The sequence below is a fragment of the Paenibacillus sp. FSL W8-0426 genome, assembly GCF_037969725.1.
Taxonomy (GTDB): Bacteria; Bacillota; Bacilli; order Paenibacillales; family Paenibacillaceae; genus Paenibacillus; species Paenibacillus hubeiensis.
On the sequence record NZ_CP150203.1, the window covers coordinates 1,673,699 to 1,692,716 of the forward strand.

At 49.9% G+C, this 19,018-nt stretch carries 24 protein-coding genes; 22 read left to right on the top strand and 2 right to left on the bottom strand.

Going from position 1 to position 19,018, the window contains the following annotated elements:
* Positions 1-16: 16 nt before the first annotated feature.
* A complete protein-coding gene (locus MKY59_RS07600; protein WP_339278349.1) occupies positions 17-382 on the bottom strand; it encodes a DUF5360 family protein in 366 nt (121 codons plus the stop codon).
* Positions 383-886: 504 nt separating this feature from the next.
* On the opposite strand from MKY59_RS07600, the gene MKY59_RS07605 reads away from it, so the two are divergent.
* The 13 genes from MKY59_RS07605 (at position 887) to MKY59_RS07665 (ending at position 10,128) form a co-directional block, all read left to right on the top strand.
* The gene (locus tag MKY59_RS07605) at positions 887-1,624 is read left to right on the top strand and encodes an ATP-grasp domain-containing protein (protein WP_339276897.1); all 738 of its coding nucleotides are present in this window, start codon (positions 887-889) and stop codon (positions 1,622-1,624) included.
* A 13-nt stretch (positions 1,625-1,637) separates the two neighbouring features.
* The gene (locus MKY59_RS07610) at positions 1,638-1,934 is read left to right on the top strand and encodes a hypothetical protein (RefSeq protein WP_339276899.1); all 297 of its coding nucleotides are present in this window, start codon (positions 1,638-1,640) and stop codon (positions 1,932-1,934) included.
* A 257-nt stretch (positions 1,935-2,191) separates the two neighbouring features.
* Positions 2,192-2,833, top strand: coding sequence for a FusB/FusC family EF-G-binding protein (locus tag MKY59_RS07615; protein WP_236416228.1), 642 nt, complete (start codon positions 2,192-2,194; stop codon positions 2,831-2,833).
* 158 nt (positions 2,834-2,991) lie between these two features.
* A complete protein-coding gene (locus MKY59_RS07620; protein WP_339276902.1) occupies positions 2,992-3,465 on the top strand; it encodes a hypothetical protein in 474 nt (157 codons plus the stop codon).
* A gap of 128 nt (positions 3,466-3,593) precedes the next feature.
* The gene (locus MKY59_RS07625; protein WP_339276903.1) at positions 3,594-3,986 is read left to right on the top strand and encodes a helix-turn-helix domain-containing protein; all 393 of its coding nucleotides are present in this window, start codon (positions 3,594-3,596) and stop codon (positions 3,984-3,986) included.
* Positions 3,987-4,038: 52 nt separating this feature from the next.
* Positions 4,039-4,848, top strand: a complete 810-nt coding sequence (locus MKY59_RS07630; protein ID WP_339276904.1) for an aminoglycoside phosphotransferase family protein — start codon at positions 4,039-4,041, stop codon at positions 4,846-4,848.
* Positions 4,849-4,869: 21 nt separating this feature from the next.
* Positions 4,870-5,352, top strand: coding sequence for a GNAT family N-acetyltransferase (locus MKY59_RS07635; protein ID WP_339276905.1), 483 nt, complete (start codon positions 4,870-4,872; stop codon positions 5,350-5,352).
* Between the two features lie 82 nt (positions 5,353-5,434).
* Entirely contained in the window at positions 5,435-6,175 is a 741-nt protein-coding gene (locus MKY59_RS07640; RefSeq protein ID WP_339276907.1) for an ATP-grasp domain-containing protein, read from the top strand.
* Between the two features lie 246 nt (positions 6,176-6,421).
* Complete coding sequence (locus MKY59_RS07645) at positions 6,422-6,805, top strand: GntR family transcriptional regulator (RefSeq protein WP_236416347.1); 384 nt, start codon at positions 6,422-6,424, stop codon at positions 6,803-6,805.
* A complete protein-coding gene (locus MKY59_RS07650) occupies positions 6,802-7,668 on the top strand; it encodes an ABC transporter ATP-binding protein (protein WP_236416212.1) in 867 nt (288 codons plus the stop codon). Before MKY59_RS07645 ends, MKY59_RS07650 begins: the two co-directional genes overlap by 4 nt.
* Positions 7,661-8,293 (top strand): ABC-2 transporter permease, encoded by a 633-nt coding sequence (locus tag MKY59_RS07655; RefSeq protein ID WP_339276909.1) that lies wholly within the window; start codon positions 7,661-7,663, stop codon positions 8,291-8,293. Before MKY59_RS07650 ends, MKY59_RS07655 begins: the two co-directional genes overlap by 8 nt.
* Before the next feature lie 153 nt (positions 8,294-8,446).
* Positions 8,447-9,604: a hypothetical protein gene (locus MKY59_RS07660; RefSeq protein ID WP_339276911.1), complete on the top strand. Its 1,158-nt coding sequence runs from the start codon at positions 8,447-8,449 to the stop codon at positions 9,602-9,604.
* Between the two features lie 50 nt (positions 9,605-9,654).
* The gene (locus MKY59_RS07665) at positions 9,655-10,128 is read left to right on the top strand and encodes an NUDIX domain-containing protein (RefSeq protein ID WP_339276913.1); all 474 of its coding nucleotides are present in this window, start codon (positions 9,655-9,657) and stop codon (positions 10,126-10,128) included.
* A gap of 115 nt (positions 10,129-10,243) precedes the next feature.
* Here MKY59_RS07665 and MKY59_RS07670 read toward each other — a convergent pair whose 3' ends face one another.
* Complete coding sequence (locus MKY59_RS07670; protein WP_236416207.1) at positions 10,244-11,221, bottom strand: cation diffusion facilitator family transporter; 978 nt, start codon at positions 11,219-11,221, stop codon at positions 10,244-10,246.
* Between the two features lie 198 nt (positions 11,222-11,419).
* On the opposite strand from MKY59_RS07670, the gene MKY59_RS07675 reads away from it, so the two are divergent.
* The 9 genes from MKY59_RS07675 (at position 11,420) to MKY59_RS07715 (ending at position 18,770) form a co-directional block, all read left to right on the top strand.
* Entirely contained in the window at positions 11,420-11,995 is a 576-nt protein-coding gene (locus tag MKY59_RS07675; RefSeq protein ID WP_339276914.1) for a histidine phosphatase family protein, read from the top strand.
* 65 nt (positions 11,996-12,060) lie between these two features.
* Positions 12,061-12,510 (top strand): hypothetical protein, encoded by a 450-nt coding sequence (locus MKY59_RS07680; RefSeq protein WP_339276916.1) that lies wholly within the window; start codon positions 12,061-12,063, stop codon positions 12,508-12,510.
* A gap of 106 nt (positions 12,511-12,616) precedes the next feature.
* Positions 12,617-13,294, top strand: coding sequence for a response regulator transcription factor (locus tag MKY59_RS07685; RefSeq protein WP_339278350.1), 678 nt, complete (start codon positions 12,617-12,619; stop codon positions 13,292-13,294).
* The gene (locus MKY59_RS07690; RefSeq protein WP_339276917.1) at positions 13,291-14,685 is read left to right on the top strand and encodes a HAMP domain-containing sensor histidine kinase; all 1,395 of its coding nucleotides are present in this window, start codon (positions 13,291-13,293) and stop codon (positions 14,683-14,685) included. Before MKY59_RS07685 ends, MKY59_RS07690 begins: the two co-directional genes overlap by 4 nt.
* A gap of 145 nt (positions 14,686-14,830) precedes the next feature.
* Complete coding sequence (locus MKY59_RS07695; RefSeq protein ID WP_339276918.1) at positions 14,831-15,955, top strand: ABC transporter permease; 1,125 nt, start codon at positions 14,831-14,833, stop codon at positions 15,953-15,955.
* Positions 15,952-16,629: an ABC transporter ATP-binding protein gene (locus MKY59_RS07700; protein WP_339276919.1), complete on the top strand. Its 678-nt coding sequence runs from the start codon at positions 15,952-15,954 to the stop codon at positions 16,627-16,629. The genes MKY59_RS07695 and MKY59_RS07700 overlap by 4 nt, the downstream gene beginning before the upstream one ends.
* Positions 16,630-16,904: 275 nt before the next feature.
* Positions 16,905-17,591 carry an SUMF1/EgtB/PvdO family nonheme iron enzyme gene (locus MKY59_RS07705; RefSeq protein WP_339276920.1) on the top strand — a complete coding sequence of 229 codons (687 nt, stop codon included), beginning with the start codon at positions 16,905-16,907 and terminating at the stop codon, positions 17,589-17,591.
* Between the two features lie 69 nt (positions 17,592-17,660).
* The gene (locus MKY59_RS07710) at positions 17,661-18,380 is read left to right on the top strand and encodes a hypothetical protein (protein ID WP_339276922.1); all 720 of its coding nucleotides are present in this window, start codon (positions 17,661-17,663) and stop codon (positions 18,378-18,380) included.
* Between the two features lie 36 nt (positions 18,381-18,416).
* Complete coding sequence (locus MKY59_RS07715; protein ID WP_339276923.1) at positions 18,417-18,770, top strand: hypothetical protein; 354 nt, start codon at positions 18,417-18,419, stop codon at positions 18,768-18,770.
* The last annotated feature ends 248 nt before the right edge of the window (positions 18,771-19,018 follow it).

Sequence of the window (19,018 nt, forward strand, 5' to 3'; positions counted from 1 at the left end):
AGGTTCACATCCATTTCTAACTTATTTTCCGAATTAATCGAGGCAGGAAGAACAGCGGGTAAATCATCAAGAACAAATTCGGTATCCACCATGACACATCAAAATCATGCCGCAGTCCCCAGAACGCGATAGCTTGCAAGCCAGAACAAAACGTGAGCGTTAACGAGATGATCCCTAAGGAGATTCCAAACTGCTTCCGCTTCTGATAAACATAAATGCTCGTTAACCCGGTAAAAGAGATCAACAAGTCCAGCGGAATAAACGATAAATTCCATGCCACCATCATTTCATTATCGTAATCCTTGTAGAGAAACTCCTTCGGCAGCAGCTGAAGAAATACGATAAGCCAGTACACGACGAATCCCAGATCGGTGACAAGCATGGCTGTCTTCAATGTTTTTCCCAATGCTTTAAGCTCCTTTCTTTATACATTAGATGGAAAACAAAAATATCATTACGTTTTCCTTGTTTTCCATTATACAATACTAGTTCCATCTGTACAATGCAAGTACCATCTATTCAATGGTCCAGGCCAGATTGATTCTAGCCCCCAAGCTTCAAATAGTAGTATAAAATGACATAAAGCAGTTTACTGTCGGCAGTTGCTCCATTTTACATAAAGGTAACGGGCAGAAGAGTTGGAACTACTGAAGAAAACAGGGTGTTTATCATGAAACATGGGGGAGTAAAAGATGCCAAATCGTACGTATTTAGGCTGTCAACTTGCAAATCATTGAAACAAATACGGTTTATGAGAACGATCACGTGATTTGCATTCTGGATATTGCAACGAATGCCGAGGGGCGTTTAAACGAAACCAGAGAGAAATTAATGAAATTAATAAACCAGCAGTAATTATGCTAGATTTGAGTATATTGGGTAGGTGATGATTCCTTTGAAAGTTTTTGTGAAAAAAGGATTAGACAATGAAATTGCCAATCATAATTTCTATGCTGCCTATGATGGGTTTAAACAGTTAGGCTTTGAAATATGCTATTTTCAAGATATCCGTACGTTATCTGGGCACCAGAAGGAAGATATTGTTATTAGTTACGTCGAGGATGTCAGAAGCATGCTTCGCAGACATGACATCGTCGCGCCAGAGATCGATTATCCTGAAGAGTTAACCGCATTTTTGGGGAGAAAGGTGTGGAAATCCAGGTTAAGTGTCATTGCAAATCACCCGGAGAACTGGAATGTGTTTATCAAACCGGTAGAGGACAAGAAGTTTACGGGTATTGTGGTAAGAAGCACAAAGGATCTGGTTGGCTGCGGGACTTATGGTGAAGATCCTGAAATTTGGTGTTCCGATGTGGTGAAGTTTGTAGCCGAGTGGAGATGCTTTGTAAGATACGGGGACATTTTGGATGTCCGCAGGTATCGTGGGGATTGGCGAGTACATTTTGATGCCCGGATCGTTCAAGGGATCGTTGATCAATTCCAATCAGCGCCAAAAGGATATGCGGTAGACATTGGGTTAACGGATCAAGGAGAAACTCTCTTGATTGAAGTTAATGATGGATATGCACTGGGGCATTACGGCATGTCTTCTCTTGATTATGCCAAGTTGTTATCAGCAAGGTGGGCAGAGTTAACCAATACTACGGATGAGTGCAATTTCTAAGGAGGTCGCACCGATGAATGCTGGAATGCTTTTTAGAGTTGGTTTGGTGTTTGATACACCGGAGTATGGAACGATTGTTGGAGGGGCCAATGCGGACTTGGATGACATGACTCCCGCAGAGATCAAAGAGATGATCGGGGAACGGATTATGATCCAAAAACCAGACATGGAAGAGCAAATTTTCGAAGTGGTTTCTTTTCAAATCAGTTATTCCATTATTGGAAAAAAGAATATCGGCATCTGTTTAGGCAAAGGAATCCCAGCGGAATCGATACCTGCAGGTTCGATCGTTTATTGCCATTCTTCCTAGGTTGAACCATTGCCCGAATAACCCAAATCCTGCTATAATTCCAGTATATCTACTGTATTGGGGGTTATACCGTGGCAATATTGGCAGTGCCGGATTGCTCGTTCGCTAGAAAGGCCTTACGCAAAGCCTGAATAGGGGCGGACTTTGTGTAGGGCGCGACGAGAAGAGAATCGATCGCCCTGAATAAACCATAACGTTTCATCCCGCAGGCTTTGCACCTTATTTGCTTTTCCAATAAAAATAAGGGGCTGAAAGCCATGCAAACACCATTTATCCAAAACCATCAATTGAATGTCATTCAAAAACAAGCTGATTTCCTGTTGAAAACACTGCGCACAGTCGCGGATCGAAAAGTGCTGCAAACCGTCCGTCATACGGTCGTCACGAACGCGATTGCGGCTTTCGACGAGTTGACTGACGAACAAAGGCAGCTGTTGGAGCAATTGTCCTCTTACGAGGCAGCGCATGAACTGCAGGAATATCTGGACCGGCTGGAAACACACCTGATTCCATTTCCGCAAGTGACGGCGAAGCAAATCCAGAAGCTGTTTCCGAAGGCGAAGAAGCTCAAGCTGCCGAACCTGGAAACGGTGGATTACGCGCATACGACGTATTTGAGATGGACCGACATCGCGACCAACCGCTTGTTCATCGTATATCCGCATGAAGGCAAGTTCCTCGGTATCGAGGGGCGGATCACGGCCGCGAACAAGAAAGGGTACTGCATGTTCTGCAATCGCCATCAGGAGCTGGGATTCTTCAATGTGAAGACGAAGGGGAATTCGCCGGACAACTTTTCTTCCATCGGCCAGTACGTGTGTTTGGACGATACAGCTTGCAACCATAGCATTACCGACACCGCCATGCTGGAGAAGTTTCTTCTCTCGACGGGAAAATAACGCAAGGAACGAACAGGGTCGCTCTTCGGAGCGGCCTCTTTGCGTATGACTCCATTTCCATCTATGCTAGAATAAGGGATATTCTATATTAACCGCAAAAAACATCCACACGTTAACGGAGAGGCAAAACAGGCAGCATAATGTGAGGGAGAGAACAAATGGGAACGTTAACGCTTAAACGTTTTAACGGCATTGAACAATTTCGATTGGTGAATTCCAATGCTTTTGCCGTCAGAAACGATGATGGTACGATTATGTTATGGTTTGAAACGGAGACAGACCCTGCGGCCATAATGTCTGTTGAGGATACGGCGGAGCTTTCCATGAATCCGGATGCGGAAATCACGTTGATCCTTGAACATCTTGCTCTCAAAGAATTCAAGGCCATATCATACGAACTTATAAACGGATACAATCCGGAAACGAGAAGTCTGGATGCGAGGCTCTATTATTTCGAACATGAGGCAGTTAATGAAAACACCGTGGAACTGGAGTATAGAGACAAGGGCGTTTTTTATCTCAAGTGGGCAGGGAGAACGACAGACATCAGCTATTACGATGGCAGTAAACCAGATACGATTCTTGAAGTAGAAGGGGAGTTTATTTTAAAGGATTATGAGAAATGGAATTGATTGGAGCATATCACCATCAAGGAGGGAATTTGAGTTTGGTCTTAAGACTGCGTACGAATAAGATGGTTGAGTACGGACTCATATGTGAAAGCAAGGAAGAAAAGAGGCGTAACGAGGAGGATCAATAGATGAAAACCAATAACTATTCCGCCATATCCAGCGTGATTATCGGGTTGTCCATCATTATAGGAAGCTGGATTTTCGTGAGCAATCAACCAGAGTCGATCATCGTGGACACAAGCGTCCCAACCGTCGCGTCGTCGTCTAATCCTAATGAATACGGGCCGATTTTAAGTATCGCTGAGGCGGCCGATTATCTGAATCTCTCGGAAAACGATGTTCAAAATATTATCGCTTCCGAACAGAAGAAACTAAATGATAATGGAACTTTTCCAGGAACGATGTTCCCCTATTTCAAAATCGGCGAGGTGATATATGTGAGCAAAGAAGGATTGGCTGTGTGGCTTGCAGATACGATCGAGCAAAAGAGACAGTATCTTAACGGCACCGTGCTGCAATAAAGGGTAAGGGATATGGCGATATGAAAAATACATAGATGAAGGAGACCTTTGCATGCCGGAGCGTGAAGAGATGCTTTCTGGAGGAAACGTGAATCACGTCGTCCGAATTGGAGGAACAGTGCGCCGCAGCGTCCAATCCAATTCGTATGTACATGAACTGCTGCAGCATCTTGAAAAGGTGGGTTATCCGAATACGCCCAGGTTTAGGGGGATGGATGAGAAGGAGCGAGAAATTCTGACGTATCTGGAGGGCGTAGTTCCGGGAAACGATTATCCCGAAATAGACGGAACGATGTGGTCGGATGAAGTATTGGTTTCGCTTGCAACCCTTCTTAGAAGCTACCATGATGCAACCGTCGGCTTCAAGTCTTCGGTGGACTCCCTACAGGCTTACCCTGATCCTTCCTTGCATGAGGTGGTTTGCCATAACGATGCGGCCTTGTATAACGTCGTTTTTGACGGAGAACATCCCGTTGGTCTGATTGACTTCGATATGGCAGGTCCGGGGCCTCGCATTTGGGACATCGTGTATATGTTGTATACATCGGTTCCTTTATCGGGTATTTCACCAGGAGGTGAGGATCGCGTTGTCGTGGAGTATGACCCAAAGGTTCATGCTGCCGAACGGAGAAGACGCATCGGACTTTTTTTAGATACTTACGGTATTTCGGTGCCCGGCAGTCTTAAAGCATGGGTAATCTCCCGAATTCAGCACATGTGTACAACGTTGTCCGAGCGCGCAGCTGCTGGAGAGGCCGCATTCGTCAAAATGGTGGAAGGAGGCCATCTTGATCATTATCTGAAAGAGGTAGAGTTTCTGAAACAGCATTTTGATGAATGGTGGCAGGAAGACCGGATGTGATTGGGGGAGGAAGAGGCACGCATGTACATTCACAGAAATCTTGAAAATATCGATTTGGAAACGATCTGTACTTTTCCGCAGAACGAGGAAGAACTTTACTATATCAGTCCCCGATTTACATACCCGCTAACGCCGGATCAAATTCTGAATCTCTTGCAGGATCGCCACGAGCCGACGGTTGTTCTGAATAAACATACGAATGAAGTTGTGGCCTATGCAAACATATACGGAAACGACCCTGTCGAAAGGACGTGTTGGCTTGGCAATGTGATCGTCTCACCCGGGTATCGGGGCACAGGGGCGGCGCCATTTTTGATTGGCGTCATGCTGGACAAAGCGAAAAACAGCATGGGCAGCCAAACGCTCCGTTTGGCCTGCCATAGTACCAATTCACGAGGCTTGGCTTTTTACGCCAAGCAGGGTTTCAAACCTTTTGGTGTTCGTATAACAAAGACGGAAGAGAAGTCGATGATCACTATACACATGGTTAAGGGGTTGATTTAGGGTCCTGAGTAGGTGGTGGGAAGATGGCCTCTGAGGACAAGACTGGTATTTTACGAAAAGCAAAAAGCGAGGAGAACAGTCGATGAGAGCGTACATACAGACGAATGCAAAGGGTGACTTCTATAACGTCAATGCCTTTATCGCCAATGAAGGATTCACCGCACTGGGCTGGGAAACGGTCAAGTACCATAATATTGCCGGTATTCAGGAGAGGCATCCGGAACATGTCGTCGTGGGCGGCATCGGCAATGTAAGAAAACGACTGGAACAATTGGGGCTGGCCGGCAACCGCGAGGAAATCGATTATCCAGCCTCTTTGGCCGGCTATTTGGGCCGGAAGGTGTGGGTTACGACGATGCGGGAGCTGTTCAAGGATCAGGAGCACTGGAATGTATTCGTCAAACCGAAGGATGTCACCAAAAAGTTTGCCGGAACCGTCGTGAAGGAATACAAAGATTTTATCGGACTCATGGATGATCAGGAAGATGCCGCAGTCTGGTGTTCCGAAGTGGTGGACTTCGTGACGGAATGGCGTTGTTTTATTCGATACGGAGAGATTCTGGATATCCGCCGATATAAAGGGGCGTGGGACTCCAAGCTGGACCTCAACGTCATACGAAACGCGGTCAACGATTTTAAGGATGCTCCGGCGGCTTATGGCATGGACTTTGGCATCGACAAGGAAGGCCATATGAAGCTGGTGGAGATCAACGATGGTCATTCGCTGGGGACATACGGCATCGGGGCTTTGGATTATGCCAAATTCCTATCGGCCAGATGGGCGGAACTTACAGGCACGACGGACGAACTGCGAAGCCTTTAACGCGGGAGACTGGCTGTCAGGTGTAAAAAACAGAATACAGCTTCAATTCAAAGTTCATGATGCCGATACTGCGCGTTGTGAGCGATGAATGCCTGGATGGCAGCCGGAGTTGCGGCTGTCTTTTTGTTTCTTTTAACCATAAACAACAATCCGAAAATGAAAAAAGGCATTGACCAAAAGAGTGTATAGTGTATATATTATACATATACAGTATATACACGGATACACCGCAAGGAGGTTACAGGCATAAAAGTCATCATATCGAACGCGTCGACCGATCCCATCTACGTTCAGATCATCAGCCAGATTCGGCAGAGCATCCTGAGCGGCGAATTGGCCCCGGGGGACAGCCTGCCTTCCATTCGGCAGTTGGCCAAGGATTTGCAGGTCAGCGTTATCACGACAAAGCGGGCCTACGAGGAATTGGAAAAGGAGCAGCTGATCGACTCGGTTCTGGGCAAGGGGTCCTTTGTGTCGGGAGCCAATACGGATTTTATCCGGGAACAGCGCATGAAACGGCTGGAAGCCAAAATGCTGGACGTCATCCGCGAGAGCAAGGAATTAAGCATGAGCAGACAGGAAGTTATTGAGCACTTCCAATTACTGTTTGAGGAGGAACGCACAGAATGAATGCCATTGAAGCACGCCATCTTACCAAAAGGTACCCTCAGTTTACCGTGGACAATGTGTCCCTGAACGTGAAGAAAGGATATATCACCGGCTTGATCGGCCCGAACGGCGTCGGCAAAAGCACGGTGATCAAAATGATTCTCGGCCTGGTTCGCCCAGACCAAGGAAACGTGAAAATATTCGGCAGGGACATGTCCAAGCATGAAGTAGAGATCAAGCAGCGTATCGGGATTGTATCCGATGAATGCTTTTATTACGAGCATCTGAATATCCGTGACCTGAAAAAAATGATCGCCCCCTTCTACGACCGCTGGAATGAAGGGAAATTTAACGATTTGCTGGAGCAGTTCGAGCTGTCTCCCCGGAAGAAGGTCGAAGAGCTGTCCAAAGGTATGAAAATCAAGCTGGCGCTGGCCCTTGCGCTATCCCACGATGCCGAGCTTCTGATCATGGACGAACCGACCTCCGGGCTGGACCCCGTGTTCCGCCGGGAGATGCTGGACCTGCTTGCGGATATGATGCAAGACGAGAACAAGTCGATCATGTTCTCAACGCATATCACGACGGATCTCGACCGCATCGCGGATTACATTGCCTTCATTCATCGCGGCAAGCTGGTGTTCAATGAAGCCAAAGAGGAAGTGCTGGAGCGGTACGCCATCGTCAAAGGAGGCCCGGAGCTGCTGGATGCGGACATTCGCAGCGAATTCGTCGGCATTCGCGAGACGGCGGTCGGTTTTGAAGGATTGGTGGGTAACCGGAGTCATGCTAAACAATTGTTCGGGCACGATGCCTTGCTGGAGAAAGCTTCGCTGGAGGACATCATGTATTTCACGGCAAAAGGAGGACGCATTCATGCTTAACCTGCTTCGCAAAGATTTTATCGCGCTCAAGAGCTCGCAATGGACGGTGCTTCTATATTTGGTTATTTTCAGCGTGGCATTCATTCCGAGCATGGAGTTATCCTTCTATTATGTCGGCATCTATACCGCGTTTGGTTCCGTCATGCTGGCGACGATGATCGATATCAAAAACCACAACCACAATTTTCTCGTCACGCTGCCGATTAGCCGCAAGCAGATCGTGCGGGCGAAATATATGATGTCGATCCTGTACTCGCTATTCGGCATACTGGCCTCCTTTGTCATCCATGCCGCCGTGGCGCGGTTTGCGCCGGAGTACAGCTTGAACAAGCCCGACTATACGGTGCTGGGTGTTCTGGTTCCGCTGGGCATACTGCTGGTGCTGATTTCGATCTACATGCCTTTGTTTTATTCTTTGAGCAAAAAGGGGGCAGGCGTCATTAACGTGGTGTTTTTGGTTGCCATGATTTTGCTGGCTCAGCCGGCGGCGTACTTGCTCAATTTGGCGAATGAACGCAATCTGGTCGGTTTTCCGTTACTGCTTGTCATTGCGATTAGCATTCTGGCACTGTTCATCGCTTCCTTTTATGTGACAGTGTATTTGTTCAAAAGAAAAGATTTGTAGCACGAGGGTGATTGTGCCTTGGAGCTTGTGTCGGTAAAATATAGATAAAATGGTATATCGCAAATTCCCTCTGCCGTGTTGTAATCGTATTTGTGCAGGGAAATAGGAAGCCAAGTGTTAGCGCACTTGGTTTTCATGTTTTGGGAGGATCGAATGGGACTCGACTATAACTATAGGCTTATCATTCACAAGGATCAGAAGGAGCGTCTATTCCGTTATGTCCAAGCACATGGGGAGCTGACAGGCACGAACAGCTTTTGCCTTCATTTTGACGTGGACTCCGCGATATTGAAGTATTTGGAGGGAGGGTATTCATTTAGGCCACATTATGATCAGGATGAGATTGGGCGCTGGCTTCTTCCAGGGAATAAGGCAAGAATCGGCGCTATAGAGTATTCGGAAGAGCAGCTGGATCAAGATCCGGAACGATGGCGTATTCGTTTTGCCGCCGTGACTTCGGATATGAGTCTCATGCTTCAGGAATCGAATGCGGTCAGAAGCTGGTTTGTCGCGTTAAGCAAACATGTGGATGCGATCATTACATACATGGATATGGAAGCCGAGGGGCAGCGGATTATTTACGGAAACGGCAAAGAAGCGTTGCTGGAGTTCAAAGAAGAAGGTTTTTCTCAAGGAACCAGGATGGATTTTGTCCGCAGGATGAACGGGTTTGTCAGGCATTGGCCCAAGGAGCTGCAGCAGTACCGGACGAATTACCGTCAGAAGGGGAAGTACTCTCTGATCATCAGGAAAGAGCAGAGAGCGGCGCTGCGTCAATATGTTGAAAATCACGGGCGCATCATGGAAGAGGACAAACTTGTAATCCTTGTAGATCTGGATGCACCCATTATGAAGTATCTGGAAGACGGGTATGGAGAGAACGAGTACGGCGTATCATACGGTTCTGTCCCTCAATCTCGAAAGGCCTTGGCTTATAAGCACATTGGCGAAAATTTAAAAGTGTCGCTAGGCGGGATCCTATTCGTGGAGGAGGAAATGGAAGGCGAGGAAGACGAAATGATCGTGCATTTCGTTCCACAAAAATGGAAATTGGACGGCGTCTTCTCGCAATCGCTTTCCATCAGGGACTGGTTTCGAAAACTAGGCGCTACGGTTCAGGCCAAGCTGGCTTTTCAGAACGTATGGTTGGGTGAATACGGACACCGAATTATCCAGGATCAAGGTCAACCGACTCACGTGGAATTCAAGGGACACTATGAGCTTGAGGTCGATCATTTTGTATGGCTCTATCGGACATTTGCGGATTATTTCGAGCATTTTGCAGATGAGCCCAGTGCTCAGGAGGAATGAACGGTAGGCAGGCGGCAGACGGGTAGAGCGAGTATAGGAGGTGTCCTCTTATGGGCATGTCGGATTATTATAAAAACTTGAGAGAACAGGTCGGCAACCAGCTGATTTTTATGCCAGGCGTGGCCGGAGTGATCCGTAATGAACATGGTGAAATGTTGTTTGGCAGAAAGCATCATGAAGAGAAGTGGGGCTTGATCGCGGGAGCGATCGAGCTGGGAGAAACGCCGGCAGAAGCCATGATTCGGGAAGCACTCGAAGAAACAGGTTTAACGATTCATCCGGAACGGATCATTGGCGTATATGGCGGAGAAACCTACCGATTTACGTATGCGAACGGGCACCAGGTTGAATATATCACGATTGTTTTTGAGTGCACGATTAGCGAGGGTGAGCTGCAGCGGGAAAACGAAGAGATGAAGCAGCTTCAATTTTTTCCGGAAGATCGCATTCCGCCAATAGCCATGAATTATCCTAGTTCTATTTTTAGCTCCAGCCATCGAGAGAGGGCGGATTTCGATTTATAGCGAACGGTAAGATCGCAACGTTGCCACCTAGCCACCAAAATAAAAATGAGGGCCGCTCCTTCGATCAGGAGACGACCCTCGTCTTATTTTTTGCGATGCCAGGCTTGTCGTTCACTCAGTGATGATGATGCGCATGCGCATCCGGCGCATCGGCTTTGACGGTGCATAACACGGAGGTGTCATGCAGATGTTTCTCGGACTCCACTTGCAGGGTGACGTGTTTGATTTCTTTATGCTCCAGCATATGTTCGATCTTCTGCACCAGCACCTCGGCTTCGTAAATGCTCAGCGTTCCGTCTACCACCACATGGGCGGTCAGTGCATTCAGGTTGCTCGTGATGGACCAAACGTGTACGTCATGCACGCCTTTTACGCCGTCGACTTGTTGGATCGTCTCTACCAGATCGCCCACGTCCACGTTGGCAGGCGTTCCTTCCATCAGCACATTCAGCGCCGACTTGGTGACGTAAAATCCGCTGCGCAGCACCAGTGCAGCCACAATGACGCTGGCGAGCGGATCGGCCCATCCCCAGCCGAAGAACATCATGAGCAGGGCGGCAGCGATGGCGCCGATGGAGCCCAGCATGTCGCTGATGACGTGCAGGTAGGCACCGCGCATGTTCAGGTTATGGTCCGTATCGCTTCCGCGCATCATGATCCACGCGACAAGAATGTTGACGAGCAGGCCGATGACGCTGATGATCAACATGCCGAGCGTGGCGACTTCGGGCGGATGGAGGAAGCGCTCGATGGCTTCATAGAAAATGTACAAGGAAATGGCGATAAGCGTAATCCCGTTCAGAGCGGCGGCCAGTATTTCAAAGCGGCGATAGCCGAACGTTTTGCCCATATTGACGGCTTTTGCGCCAAACGTGAATGCGAGCAGCGCCACGCCAAGCGCAATGGCATCGGACAGCATGTGACCCGCATCGGAGATCAGGGCCAGGCTGTTGGTCATAAAACCGCCGATGGCCTCGACGATCATATAACCCGTAATGATGATGAAAGAGAATAAAAGCACTTTTTTGTTGGCGTTCGCTCCATGGTGGTGATGCCCATGGTCATGCTGATGATCGTGTTGCTGTGCAGACATTGAAATCCTCTCCTTTGTAATGCATTGTTTCGGTTATGATTGTGATTGAGTGTAAATCAATGAAAACCATTTTGTATGAACATATGAGCGTCCGTTCATATGTTTTGTTACCCTTATTATAGGAGGGTTCCATACCAGTGTCAACCAAATGGGAGAACAATTATGCCGAGTATGTGGATTTTCTGGAGGCATCCGCCGATGGACATTAGCTTTGTTAGACATGGACATGCGGAACATCTGCTGGATTACCCGCATCGGTTGAATACGACGCATCCTGGCCTTACGCCACAGGGGAAACGACAGGTGGAGCACTTGCATGCCAGATGTTTTATCCACCTTAATGATGCAATCCTTATAAGTCCGACAAAAAGAACGATTGAAACGGCATTCATTTTGGCGGGAAGCAATCATCCGGGGATGATCGTTACACCGCTCGTCGGGCCGAGAATGTTTCCACAGCATCCGGAGTATTCGTTTTTAGCATGCGACCGCATCTATTCCCGAGAAGAAGTGGGCAGGGCTGTTCCGCAAGCCAACATTTGGGATGGGGAAATGGACTGTTGGGAAGGGGGCGAGGGCATCAACCGGATGGAGCAAAAACGTTTCGAGGCGCAAGCCTCCCGGCTGCTGGAATGGGTGCGAGAAAAGGCTGACCGGGCGTGGATCATCTCGCATGATGGCACGATTACGCATTATCGTTTGCTGTTAGGAGAACAGGGCTTGTCCAGACAGGACTTTCTTGGTGAAGCAGGGATGCATACGATAAGTATTTAGATTCATCGTTTCAAGGCCAAAGCAGCGCATCGTTTATGAATCGGTTTTCGGGAGGCTTGGTTAGCATGGAGACGGAGTATCAAGGCAGAGGCATGATTACGGATCAAAGTGAGCTGGAAGGCAGTTGTTATATTGAAATTTTACCGGGCACTTACCAAGGGAAATGCTGGAATGAAGGCTCGGTTTTCTTTACGGAAGAGACGTTTGCCTATATAGAGACGTCCATAGAACGAGAAGTACCGGCATATGACCATTATGGTTTTAATGTCATTTCCAAGCAGGAATGGGCACGCATATTGAAAAGGCTGGATGTGCTCGCTGCATTGTTGCGGGAACGTCCTTCTATGGAGGCGATTAAACAGCACGTCGATTTTTTCTATGGCGATGGCGAGGAGGAATTCCGTCAATCCTATGATGAGCATATCGCATGGCTGGCTGATTTGGTGCATGGATTTCGGACATGGCTGTGGGAACAGTTGGAGATGCATGAATACATCTCGGTGCTGGGCATTTAGCTGGCATTGCGCCGGTCATTTATGCTACCATCTGTGCAGGCTTGTTGCCGCAGCGCTGAACGCTGCGGCATCGGATGAAACGGGACAAAAGGGGACGAACAACGATATGAAACAACTGCTTGTGGCGGACGATGATGCAAACATCAGGGCGTTGCTGCGGCATGTCATGACGAGAGAAGGATATAAGGTGCACGAAGCGAAGGATGGGCTCGAAGCGGTCAAACTGCTGCAAAAGGAAACCATCGATCTGGCGATCCTCGATATTATGATGCCTGGCATGGACGGACTGGAATTGTGCGATTTCATCCGCCAGAACTACGATCTCCCGATCATGCTGCTTACGGCAAAGGATCAATTGGCGGACAAGCGGGAGGGATATCTGAAAGGGACGGACGAATACGTGACCAAGCCGTTCGAGCCCGAGGAGCTGGTATATCGGGTCCAGGCGCTGTTTCGGCGCTACAATCGCACCTTCAGCGACCTCATTCGCATGAACCGCATCGTCATTGATCGGAAAAACGTAGAAGTGTCGGACGGGCAATCGCTTCTTTTTTTGCCGATGAAGGAGTTTGAGCTGCTCTCGCAATTGGCGCAGTTTCCGGGCCGTTTGTTCTCCCGCGAAGAGCTGATCCGGTTGGTTTGGGGCGAGGACTATGAAGGGGATGACCGTACGGTGGACGTGCACATCAAACGGCTCAGGCAGCGATTTGCCGACTATGCGGATGATTTCGTCATTCAGACGGTACGCGGCATCGGGTACAAGATCGAGGTGAAGTCGCCGTGAGAACGCTGTACTTTCGCGTGTTTCTCATCACGATGGCGGTGATTTTCGCCGGGGCCATGCTTGGTTTTCTTCTATCCAACATATATTACCACGCCAAGCTGAAGCCTTTTAATGACGAGAAGCTGGTGGGCATCGCAGAGCAGATGAAACGGTTTGTCGAGCGGGTTCCCGAGGATATGGATGCGTATTTGCACAATGCGGCTGCACTCGGATACGAGATTTATCTAACGAACGGAGAAGGCGACGAACGGTACTATGGGCGCGAGTTCCGCGAGAAGGATCTGGACGTGCGCGCCATCGAACAGGTGCTGGGCGGACAGACGTACCATGGCGTGGCGGAATTTCCGGGCCAGCCGTTCATTTCCGGTTTCTTTGACAATACGCTCAGCAATACGGTCGGCGTGCCGCTGCACATCGGGCAGGGCAGCTACGCCATGTTCATGCGTCCCGACGTCATACTGCAGTTCGGCGAGCTGCGGATTTTTTTCGCTCTGATCGGGCTGCTCGCGGTAGCGATCTGCGTCCTGCTGTTCCTGTTCAGCACCCGGTATCTGGTTCAGCCGATCGAACGAATGTCGGAAGCGACGAAACGAATCGCGCAGGGAAACTACAATTTGAAGCTGCCTACCACGCGCAGGGATGAAATCGGGCAGCTGGCGCGGCATTTCATGACGATGAGCGGGGAGCTCGAACGGGTGGACCAGGCGCGGCAGCAGTTCGTATCCAACGTTTCGCACGAGATCCAGTCGCCGCTGACCTCCATTCAGGGGTTTGCCCAACTGCTGGCGAAGCGGGAGCTGCCTGTGGACGAACGGGAGCATTATGCCTCGGTCATTGAAGAGGAGAGCCGGCACCTGTCCCGGCTTAGCAAACAATTGCTGCTGCTGTCCTCGCTGGAGCAAAGCAATGAAGCGATAGGCAAGGAACGAATCTCGCTGCGCGGCCATATTCGACAGGCCGTGCAAGTGCTGCAGTGGCAGTTGGAGGAAAAGGAGCTGTCACTCCGCATGTCCGTACCGGAAACGATCCAATTATACGGTGATGACGTGCTGCTGATGCAAGTGTGGATGAATCTGCTTGGCAATGCGGTGAACCATCTTCCATCCGGCAGAAGCATTCACATCCAGGCTGAACAGCGCGATGATGTTGTCGTCGTGCACATTCATGATACGGGCGATGGCATTCCTGCCGAGCACCTGCCGTTTCTGTTCGATCGGTTCTACAGGGTGGACCGGGCGCGGGAACGTTCATCCGGAAGCACGGGCCTCGGGCTGGCGATCGTGCAGAAGATCGTGCGGCTGCATGACGGTACGGTGGAGGTGTCCAGTTCGCCGGAAGGAACGGTGTTTACGGTCACGCTCCCGGGCCAGAAACAACATGGATCAGACTGACTCATTTTTGTCATGTTGGCCTGCTTTTGCGCTCCTAGCATGAACCGGATACGGCGTTCACCCCCGAGCGGATTGTAATGTGTTATTCATGCGCCGTTCATTTTCGCCTCCTATACTTGAGTCATCAAGAAGGAGGGAAAACAACGTGTATTTGGCTATTCGTGAAATAAGGTTTGCAAAAGGACGTTATGCGCTGATCGGGGCGATCATGGTGCTGATTTCGTTTCTGGTGCTGTTCGTTACGGGACTAGCTCAAGGGCTCGCCTACGACAATGCGGCATCGATCAAAAATATGGCAGCAACCCACTTTGTGTTTGAGCAGGATTCGAATCATCGCTTTACACGCTCCCAGGTGAATCAGGAGCAGGTCGATCAAGCGGGCTCCTTGGCGGGACAAGGCAATGCCGAATCGCTGGGCGTGAAAATGACGACGGTCAGCCCGTCAGGGGAAACGACGAAGGTTGACGTGGCGCTATTTACGGTTCACCCGAAGGGCTGGCTGGCTCCGACAGTAACGGAGGGGACTCCCATGGCTGAATTGCAGCGGGGGCAGGTCATTGTGGACCGGAAGCTGGAAGAGTCCGGCGTGAAGATCGGCACGGTGCTGGTCGATCAGGCCTCGGACAAGGAGTGGACGGTGAGCGGGTTTGTAAACGACGAATCGTTCAGCCATGCGCCGGTGGTTTATTTGACCGACGAAGATTGGCGGGAACTTCGGGGGCCGGCGCGGAATGCTGAAGGAGCGGCATCTGCGCAATCTCCCGTATACAACGCGATTGCCGTCAAGGGTGCAGACATGGATGCCGAACGTCTGGCGGCTGCCGTACCCGGCACCGAAGTAATCATGAAATCCGAAGCGATTTCGGCCATCCCCGGTTACAAAGAGGAGCAAGGTTCTCTCCTGATGATGATTGCATTTTTGTACGTGATTTCGGCCTTTGTACTCGCCGTTTTCTTCTACGTCATCACGATCCAAAAAACGAGCCAATTCGGCATTCTGAAAGCCATCGGGACCCGGAACGGGTATCTTGCCGGAAGCGTTACGCTCCAGATATTGCTGCTTTCCGTCGGCAGTTTGGCGATCAGCGTGTTGTTGGTCCGATTGTTCGAATCGGTTTTGCCAGCTTCGATGCCATTCCAGCTCGGCGCTTCCACGCTAACTCTGACTTGCGTGCTGTTCTTGGCCATGTCGCTGGCGGGATCGCTGTTTTCGGTATGGAAGGTCACCAGAATTGACGCATTGGATGCGATTGGGAGGACGGCAGCATGAGTAACCGACTGGAAATGCACAGCATAACGCATGCCTTCGAAGATGGAGGCAGCAAACGCACGATCCTGGACAAGCTGGAGCTGAAGGTGAAAGAAGGGGAATTGGTAGCGGTCATGGGTCCGTCGGGCTCCGGAAAAAGCACGTTCCTGTCCATCGCTGGTGCGCTGCTTGAACCGACGAAAGGACAAGTGCTGCTGGACGGCAAGCCGATCCAAGGCAAAGGCAAGCAGGGGATCGCCGACCTGCGGCTGCAGAAGATCGGATTTATGTTCCAAAGCGCGAATTTGATTCCGTACCTGAAGGTTGATGAGCAGTTGATGCTGATCGCAAAGCTGGCAGGAATGGATCAAGGGCAGGCGGCGAAACGAATCAACGAATTGCTCGAGAAGGTGGGGTTGTCCCACCGCCGCAAAGCGTATGCCGAAAAGCTGTCGGGCGGGGAACGCCAACGGGTTGCGATTGCTCGTGCCCTGATGAACGATCCGGCCGTGCTGCTCGCGGATGAGCCGACCGCCAGCCTGGACGCCGAGCGCGGGCTCGACGTTGTGCGCATGCTGGCTGCTCAAGTGAAGGAGCAGCGCAAGAGCGCGGTCATGGTAACCCATGATGAACGCGTGCTGCCATTCGTGGACCGGGTGCTGTTCTTGAAGAACGGCAAGCTGGCTGCAGAGTAAAGGCGTTAGTTTGAACATGGTTTGAATGAATTTCAACGGTCTCATTGTAGTCATTATCATTAAAGAGTCGCTTCTCCCTTCCGGTTTGGCAGGGGAGGCGGCTTTTTTCCATGCAGCGCAGCACCAGTCCAGAACCAATGCAGGATGAAACAAGTGGTATCCATATTAAGAATAATAAGCAATGGTGAAACATGGATGGTATAATCTTCAAAATGCGATATGAAGGGGAGAAAGGCATACCGCCAGTTTTTCTTTCATTTTCAAGGGGGAATCCGATGCCAGGTTCAAATGATCGAATTCACATTCCACCTATGGTGGAGATTTCAGAGGGCGTTGTTGAATTAAGGGATGATCGAAAAAAGACGCAATGGACCGAGACGATTCTGCCCTTTGAATTAGCAGTTTATCCGGTCACGCAGGAGCTTTATGCTTCCCTTATGCGTACCGGGGAAAACGCCGCTTCATCTTCCGAGGGGCGCATTCCTGTGGTGAATGTGTCCTGGTTCGACGCCATACGTTTCTGTAATGCCATGTCGCAGCAAGCCGGACTGCCCGAATCCTATTGCATTCATGAGGATGGTCAGACGGTCAGATGGAAAAGGGAAGCGGACGGCTATCGGCTCCCCACGGAAGCTGAATGGCAATATGCGTGTAAAGCCGGAACAGCCGGTTACCGATACGGGGAATTGGATAACATCGGTTGGTATGCGCAAAATTCCAACGGCAAGCCCCAGCCCGTAGGCCAGAAAGAACCCAATGCATGGGGACTTTACGACATGCTCGGCAACGTTTGGGAATGGTGCTGGGATCTTTACGATGAGGAGGTTTATGGTTCGTACCGCATTTTTCGCGGAGGAAGCTGGGCGGAAGAGGCAAGAGGCTGCGGTGCGACGTGCCGACGGCGCAGTCACCCGACATTCGGGATCGAGGATTTGGGATTTCGCCTGGCGAGGTCGAGATAGCACATCGGGTTAACCCATACGTTTGTGTTGAAGTTCCAACCATTTTAATCGTTTCCTTCTGGAGGTTATATGAGAAAATATGGGCTAGGTTTGGTGGCTGGGGTGATCGGGCTGCTGCTTGCAGGCTGCTCAAGTGCAAGTCCAACGGTAGAGAGTATGAAGGACGATGCTTCCGGCAGTGCTTTGTCCAGCGGAATGAAGGTGGCAGAGACATTGGATGACCATGTTAACGACGCTCAGGAGCATGGAGCAGCGGCACGAACGGAAGAAGAGAATCATTCTGGAGAATCGAATTCAAATCCGCCGGACGAAGGGCCTGCGATAGCGTCAGCCGTAACGGATACGTCGTATGATAACGTGATTGACCGGTCCTACGGCGTTGACGAGCATTTTGAGTTGTCCGCATCCACGATGGAAATGAATCAGTTTGCGCAGCAATATTCACAGGCTTGGGGGGAGGAGTGGCAGAACGTAATAAGCCAGTTGCGGACGTTAATGGATTTTGAAGAGGACCGGGACGCGTTGGATCGGCTTGAACACAATTATGAAGCATTCGTGGAACAGGCTGCCGTCCTGGAGAAACTTTCTTTTACGGATATTGAGGAACAACCTGCGAATAGAAGCTACGGAACGTTGGCTACGAGTGCGTCCCTTTTGCGAAAGGCTGAATTGATCCGGGAACAGACCTTGGAATTGATTCGTTTATATGAAGAATACCAAGGAAGCGAGAATAGCTATGTTTATGTATTTTCAGAACATGACAAGGTGAACACCGGAGAAGCTAAATAAGCGAAATCAACGTGAAACGAAGAAGGAGGGGGAACGATGAAAATTAGCTGCGCATGCGGTGGCGTCATTGTGGATTCTACCGACTATCTTTCGTATAAAGGTCATCTGATTTCGGATCAGGACTGGGATGATTTGATGGATGCGATGGATCGGGCCATTGAGCAGTCGGGACCTTCTGCGGAAGAGAAAGAGCATGCAGCCATGCATATGCGCAGGTTGTTGTCCAAGCTGGAAAGGACGATATACCAGTGTACGGAATGCGGAGCCTTAATCGTGGATAAAGTTGATGGAGGGTTGGATCGTTTCGTCAAAACAGAACCTTACACTGGATCGCGAACGCTGGGTTCCGTTTTTGGAGAAGAGTGGAAAGGATTTCTGATCGGAGACTGAAGCGATGAACGAACCGGAGCCATCAAAGGATAGTTGTGGGGGGATCATCGGTTTAACACGGAATTCCGGGAGTGGACAGAGTTAAAGGCAGCCTATGATTCTGCTTTCAACGAACAGGAACAGCGGCAGCGCCTTCGGTCGGCCACACTGAAAAGAAATGACGTCCTCATCCATACCTGGCAAAGTGACGTCATCTTATAGTTCAAGTTGGATTGGTGAGATTATGGGGTTGTGACTGATTGCAATCA

Excerpts from the sequence above, each read along its gene's own strand:
- MKY59_RS07705 (WP_339276920.1), top strand. The coding sequence starts at position 16,905 with ATGCCAGGTTCAAATGATCGAATTCACATTCCACCTATGGTGGAGATT.
- MKY59_RS07655 (WP_339276909.1), top strand. The coding sequence starts at position 7,661 with ATGCTTAACCTGCTTCGCAAAGATTTTATCGCGCTCAAGAGCTCGCAA.
- MKY59_RS07660 (WP_339276911.1), top strand. The coding sequence starts at position 8,447 with ATGGGACTCGACTATAACTATAGGCTTATCATTCACAAGGATCAGAAG.
- MKY59_RS07685 (WP_339278350.1), top strand. The coding sequence starts at position 12,617 with ATGAAACAACTGCTTGTGGCGGACGATGATGCAAACATCAGGGCGTTG.
- MKY59_RS07650 (WP_236416212.1), top strand. The coding sequence starts at position 6,802 with ATGAATGCCATTGAAGCACGCCATCTTACCAAAAGGTACCCTCAGTTT.
- MKY59_RS07700 (WP_339276919.1), top strand. The coding sequence starts at position 15,952 with ATGAGTAACCGACTGGAAATGCACAGCATAACGCATGCCTTCGAAGAT.
- MKY59_RS07615 (WP_236416228.1), top strand. The coding sequence starts at position 2,192 with ATGCAAACACCATTTATCCAAAACCATCAATTGAATGTCATTCAAAAA.
- MKY59_RS07665 (WP_339276913.1), top strand. The coding sequence starts at position 9,655 with ATGGGCATGTCGGATTATTATAAAAACTTGAGAGAACAGGTCGGCAAC.
- MKY59_RS07680 (WP_339276916.1), top strand. The coding sequence starts at position 12,061 with ATGGAGACGGAGTATCAAGGCAGAGGCATGATTACGGATCAAAGTGAG.
- MKY59_RS07625 (WP_339276903.1), top strand. The coding sequence starts at position 3,594 with ATGAAAACCAATAACTATTCCGCCATATCCAGCGTGATTATCGGGTTG.
- MKY59_RS07600 (WP_339278349.1), bottom strand. The coding sequence starts at position 382 with ATGCTTGTCACCGATCTGGGATTCGTCGTGTACTGGCTTATCGTATTT.
- MKY59_RS07630 (WP_339276904.1), top strand. The coding sequence starts at position 4,039 with ATGCCGGAGCGTGAAGAGATGCTTTCTGGAGGAAACGTGAATCACGTC.
- MKY59_RS07620 (WP_339276902.1), top strand. The coding sequence starts at position 2,992 with ATGGGAACGTTAACGCTTAAACGTTTTAACGGCATTGAACAATTTCGA.
- MKY59_RS07710 (WP_339276922.1), top strand. The coding sequence starts at position 17,661 with ATGAGAAAATATGGGCTAGGTTTGGTGGCTGGGGTGATCGGGCTGCTG.
- MKY59_RS07610 (WP_339276899.1), top strand. The coding sequence starts at position 1,638 with ATGAATGCTGGAATGCTTTTTAGAGTTGGTTTGGTGTTTGATACACCG.
- MKY59_RS07605 (WP_339276897.1), top strand. The coding sequence starts at position 887 with ATGATTCCTTTGAAAGTTTTTGTGAAAAAAGGATTAGACAATGAAATT.
- MKY59_RS07675 (WP_339276914.1), top strand. The coding sequence starts at position 11,420 with ATGGACATTAGCTTTGTTAGACATGGACATGCGGAACATCTGCTGGAT.
- MKY59_RS07715 (WP_339276923.1), top strand. The coding sequence starts at position 18,417 with ATGAAAATTAGCTGCGCATGCGGTGGCGTCATTGTGGATTCTACCGAC.
- MKY59_RS07635 (WP_339276905.1), top strand. The coding sequence starts at position 4,870 with ATGTACATTCACAGAAATCTTGAAAATATCGATTTGGAAACGATCTGT.
- MKY59_RS07640 (WP_339276907.1), top strand. The coding sequence starts at position 5,435 with ATGAGAGCGTACATACAGACGAATGCAAAGGGTGACTTCTATAACGTC.
- MKY59_RS07670 (WP_236416207.1), bottom strand. The coding sequence starts at position 11,221 with ATGTCTGCACAGCAACACGATCATCAGCATGACCATGGGCATCACCAC.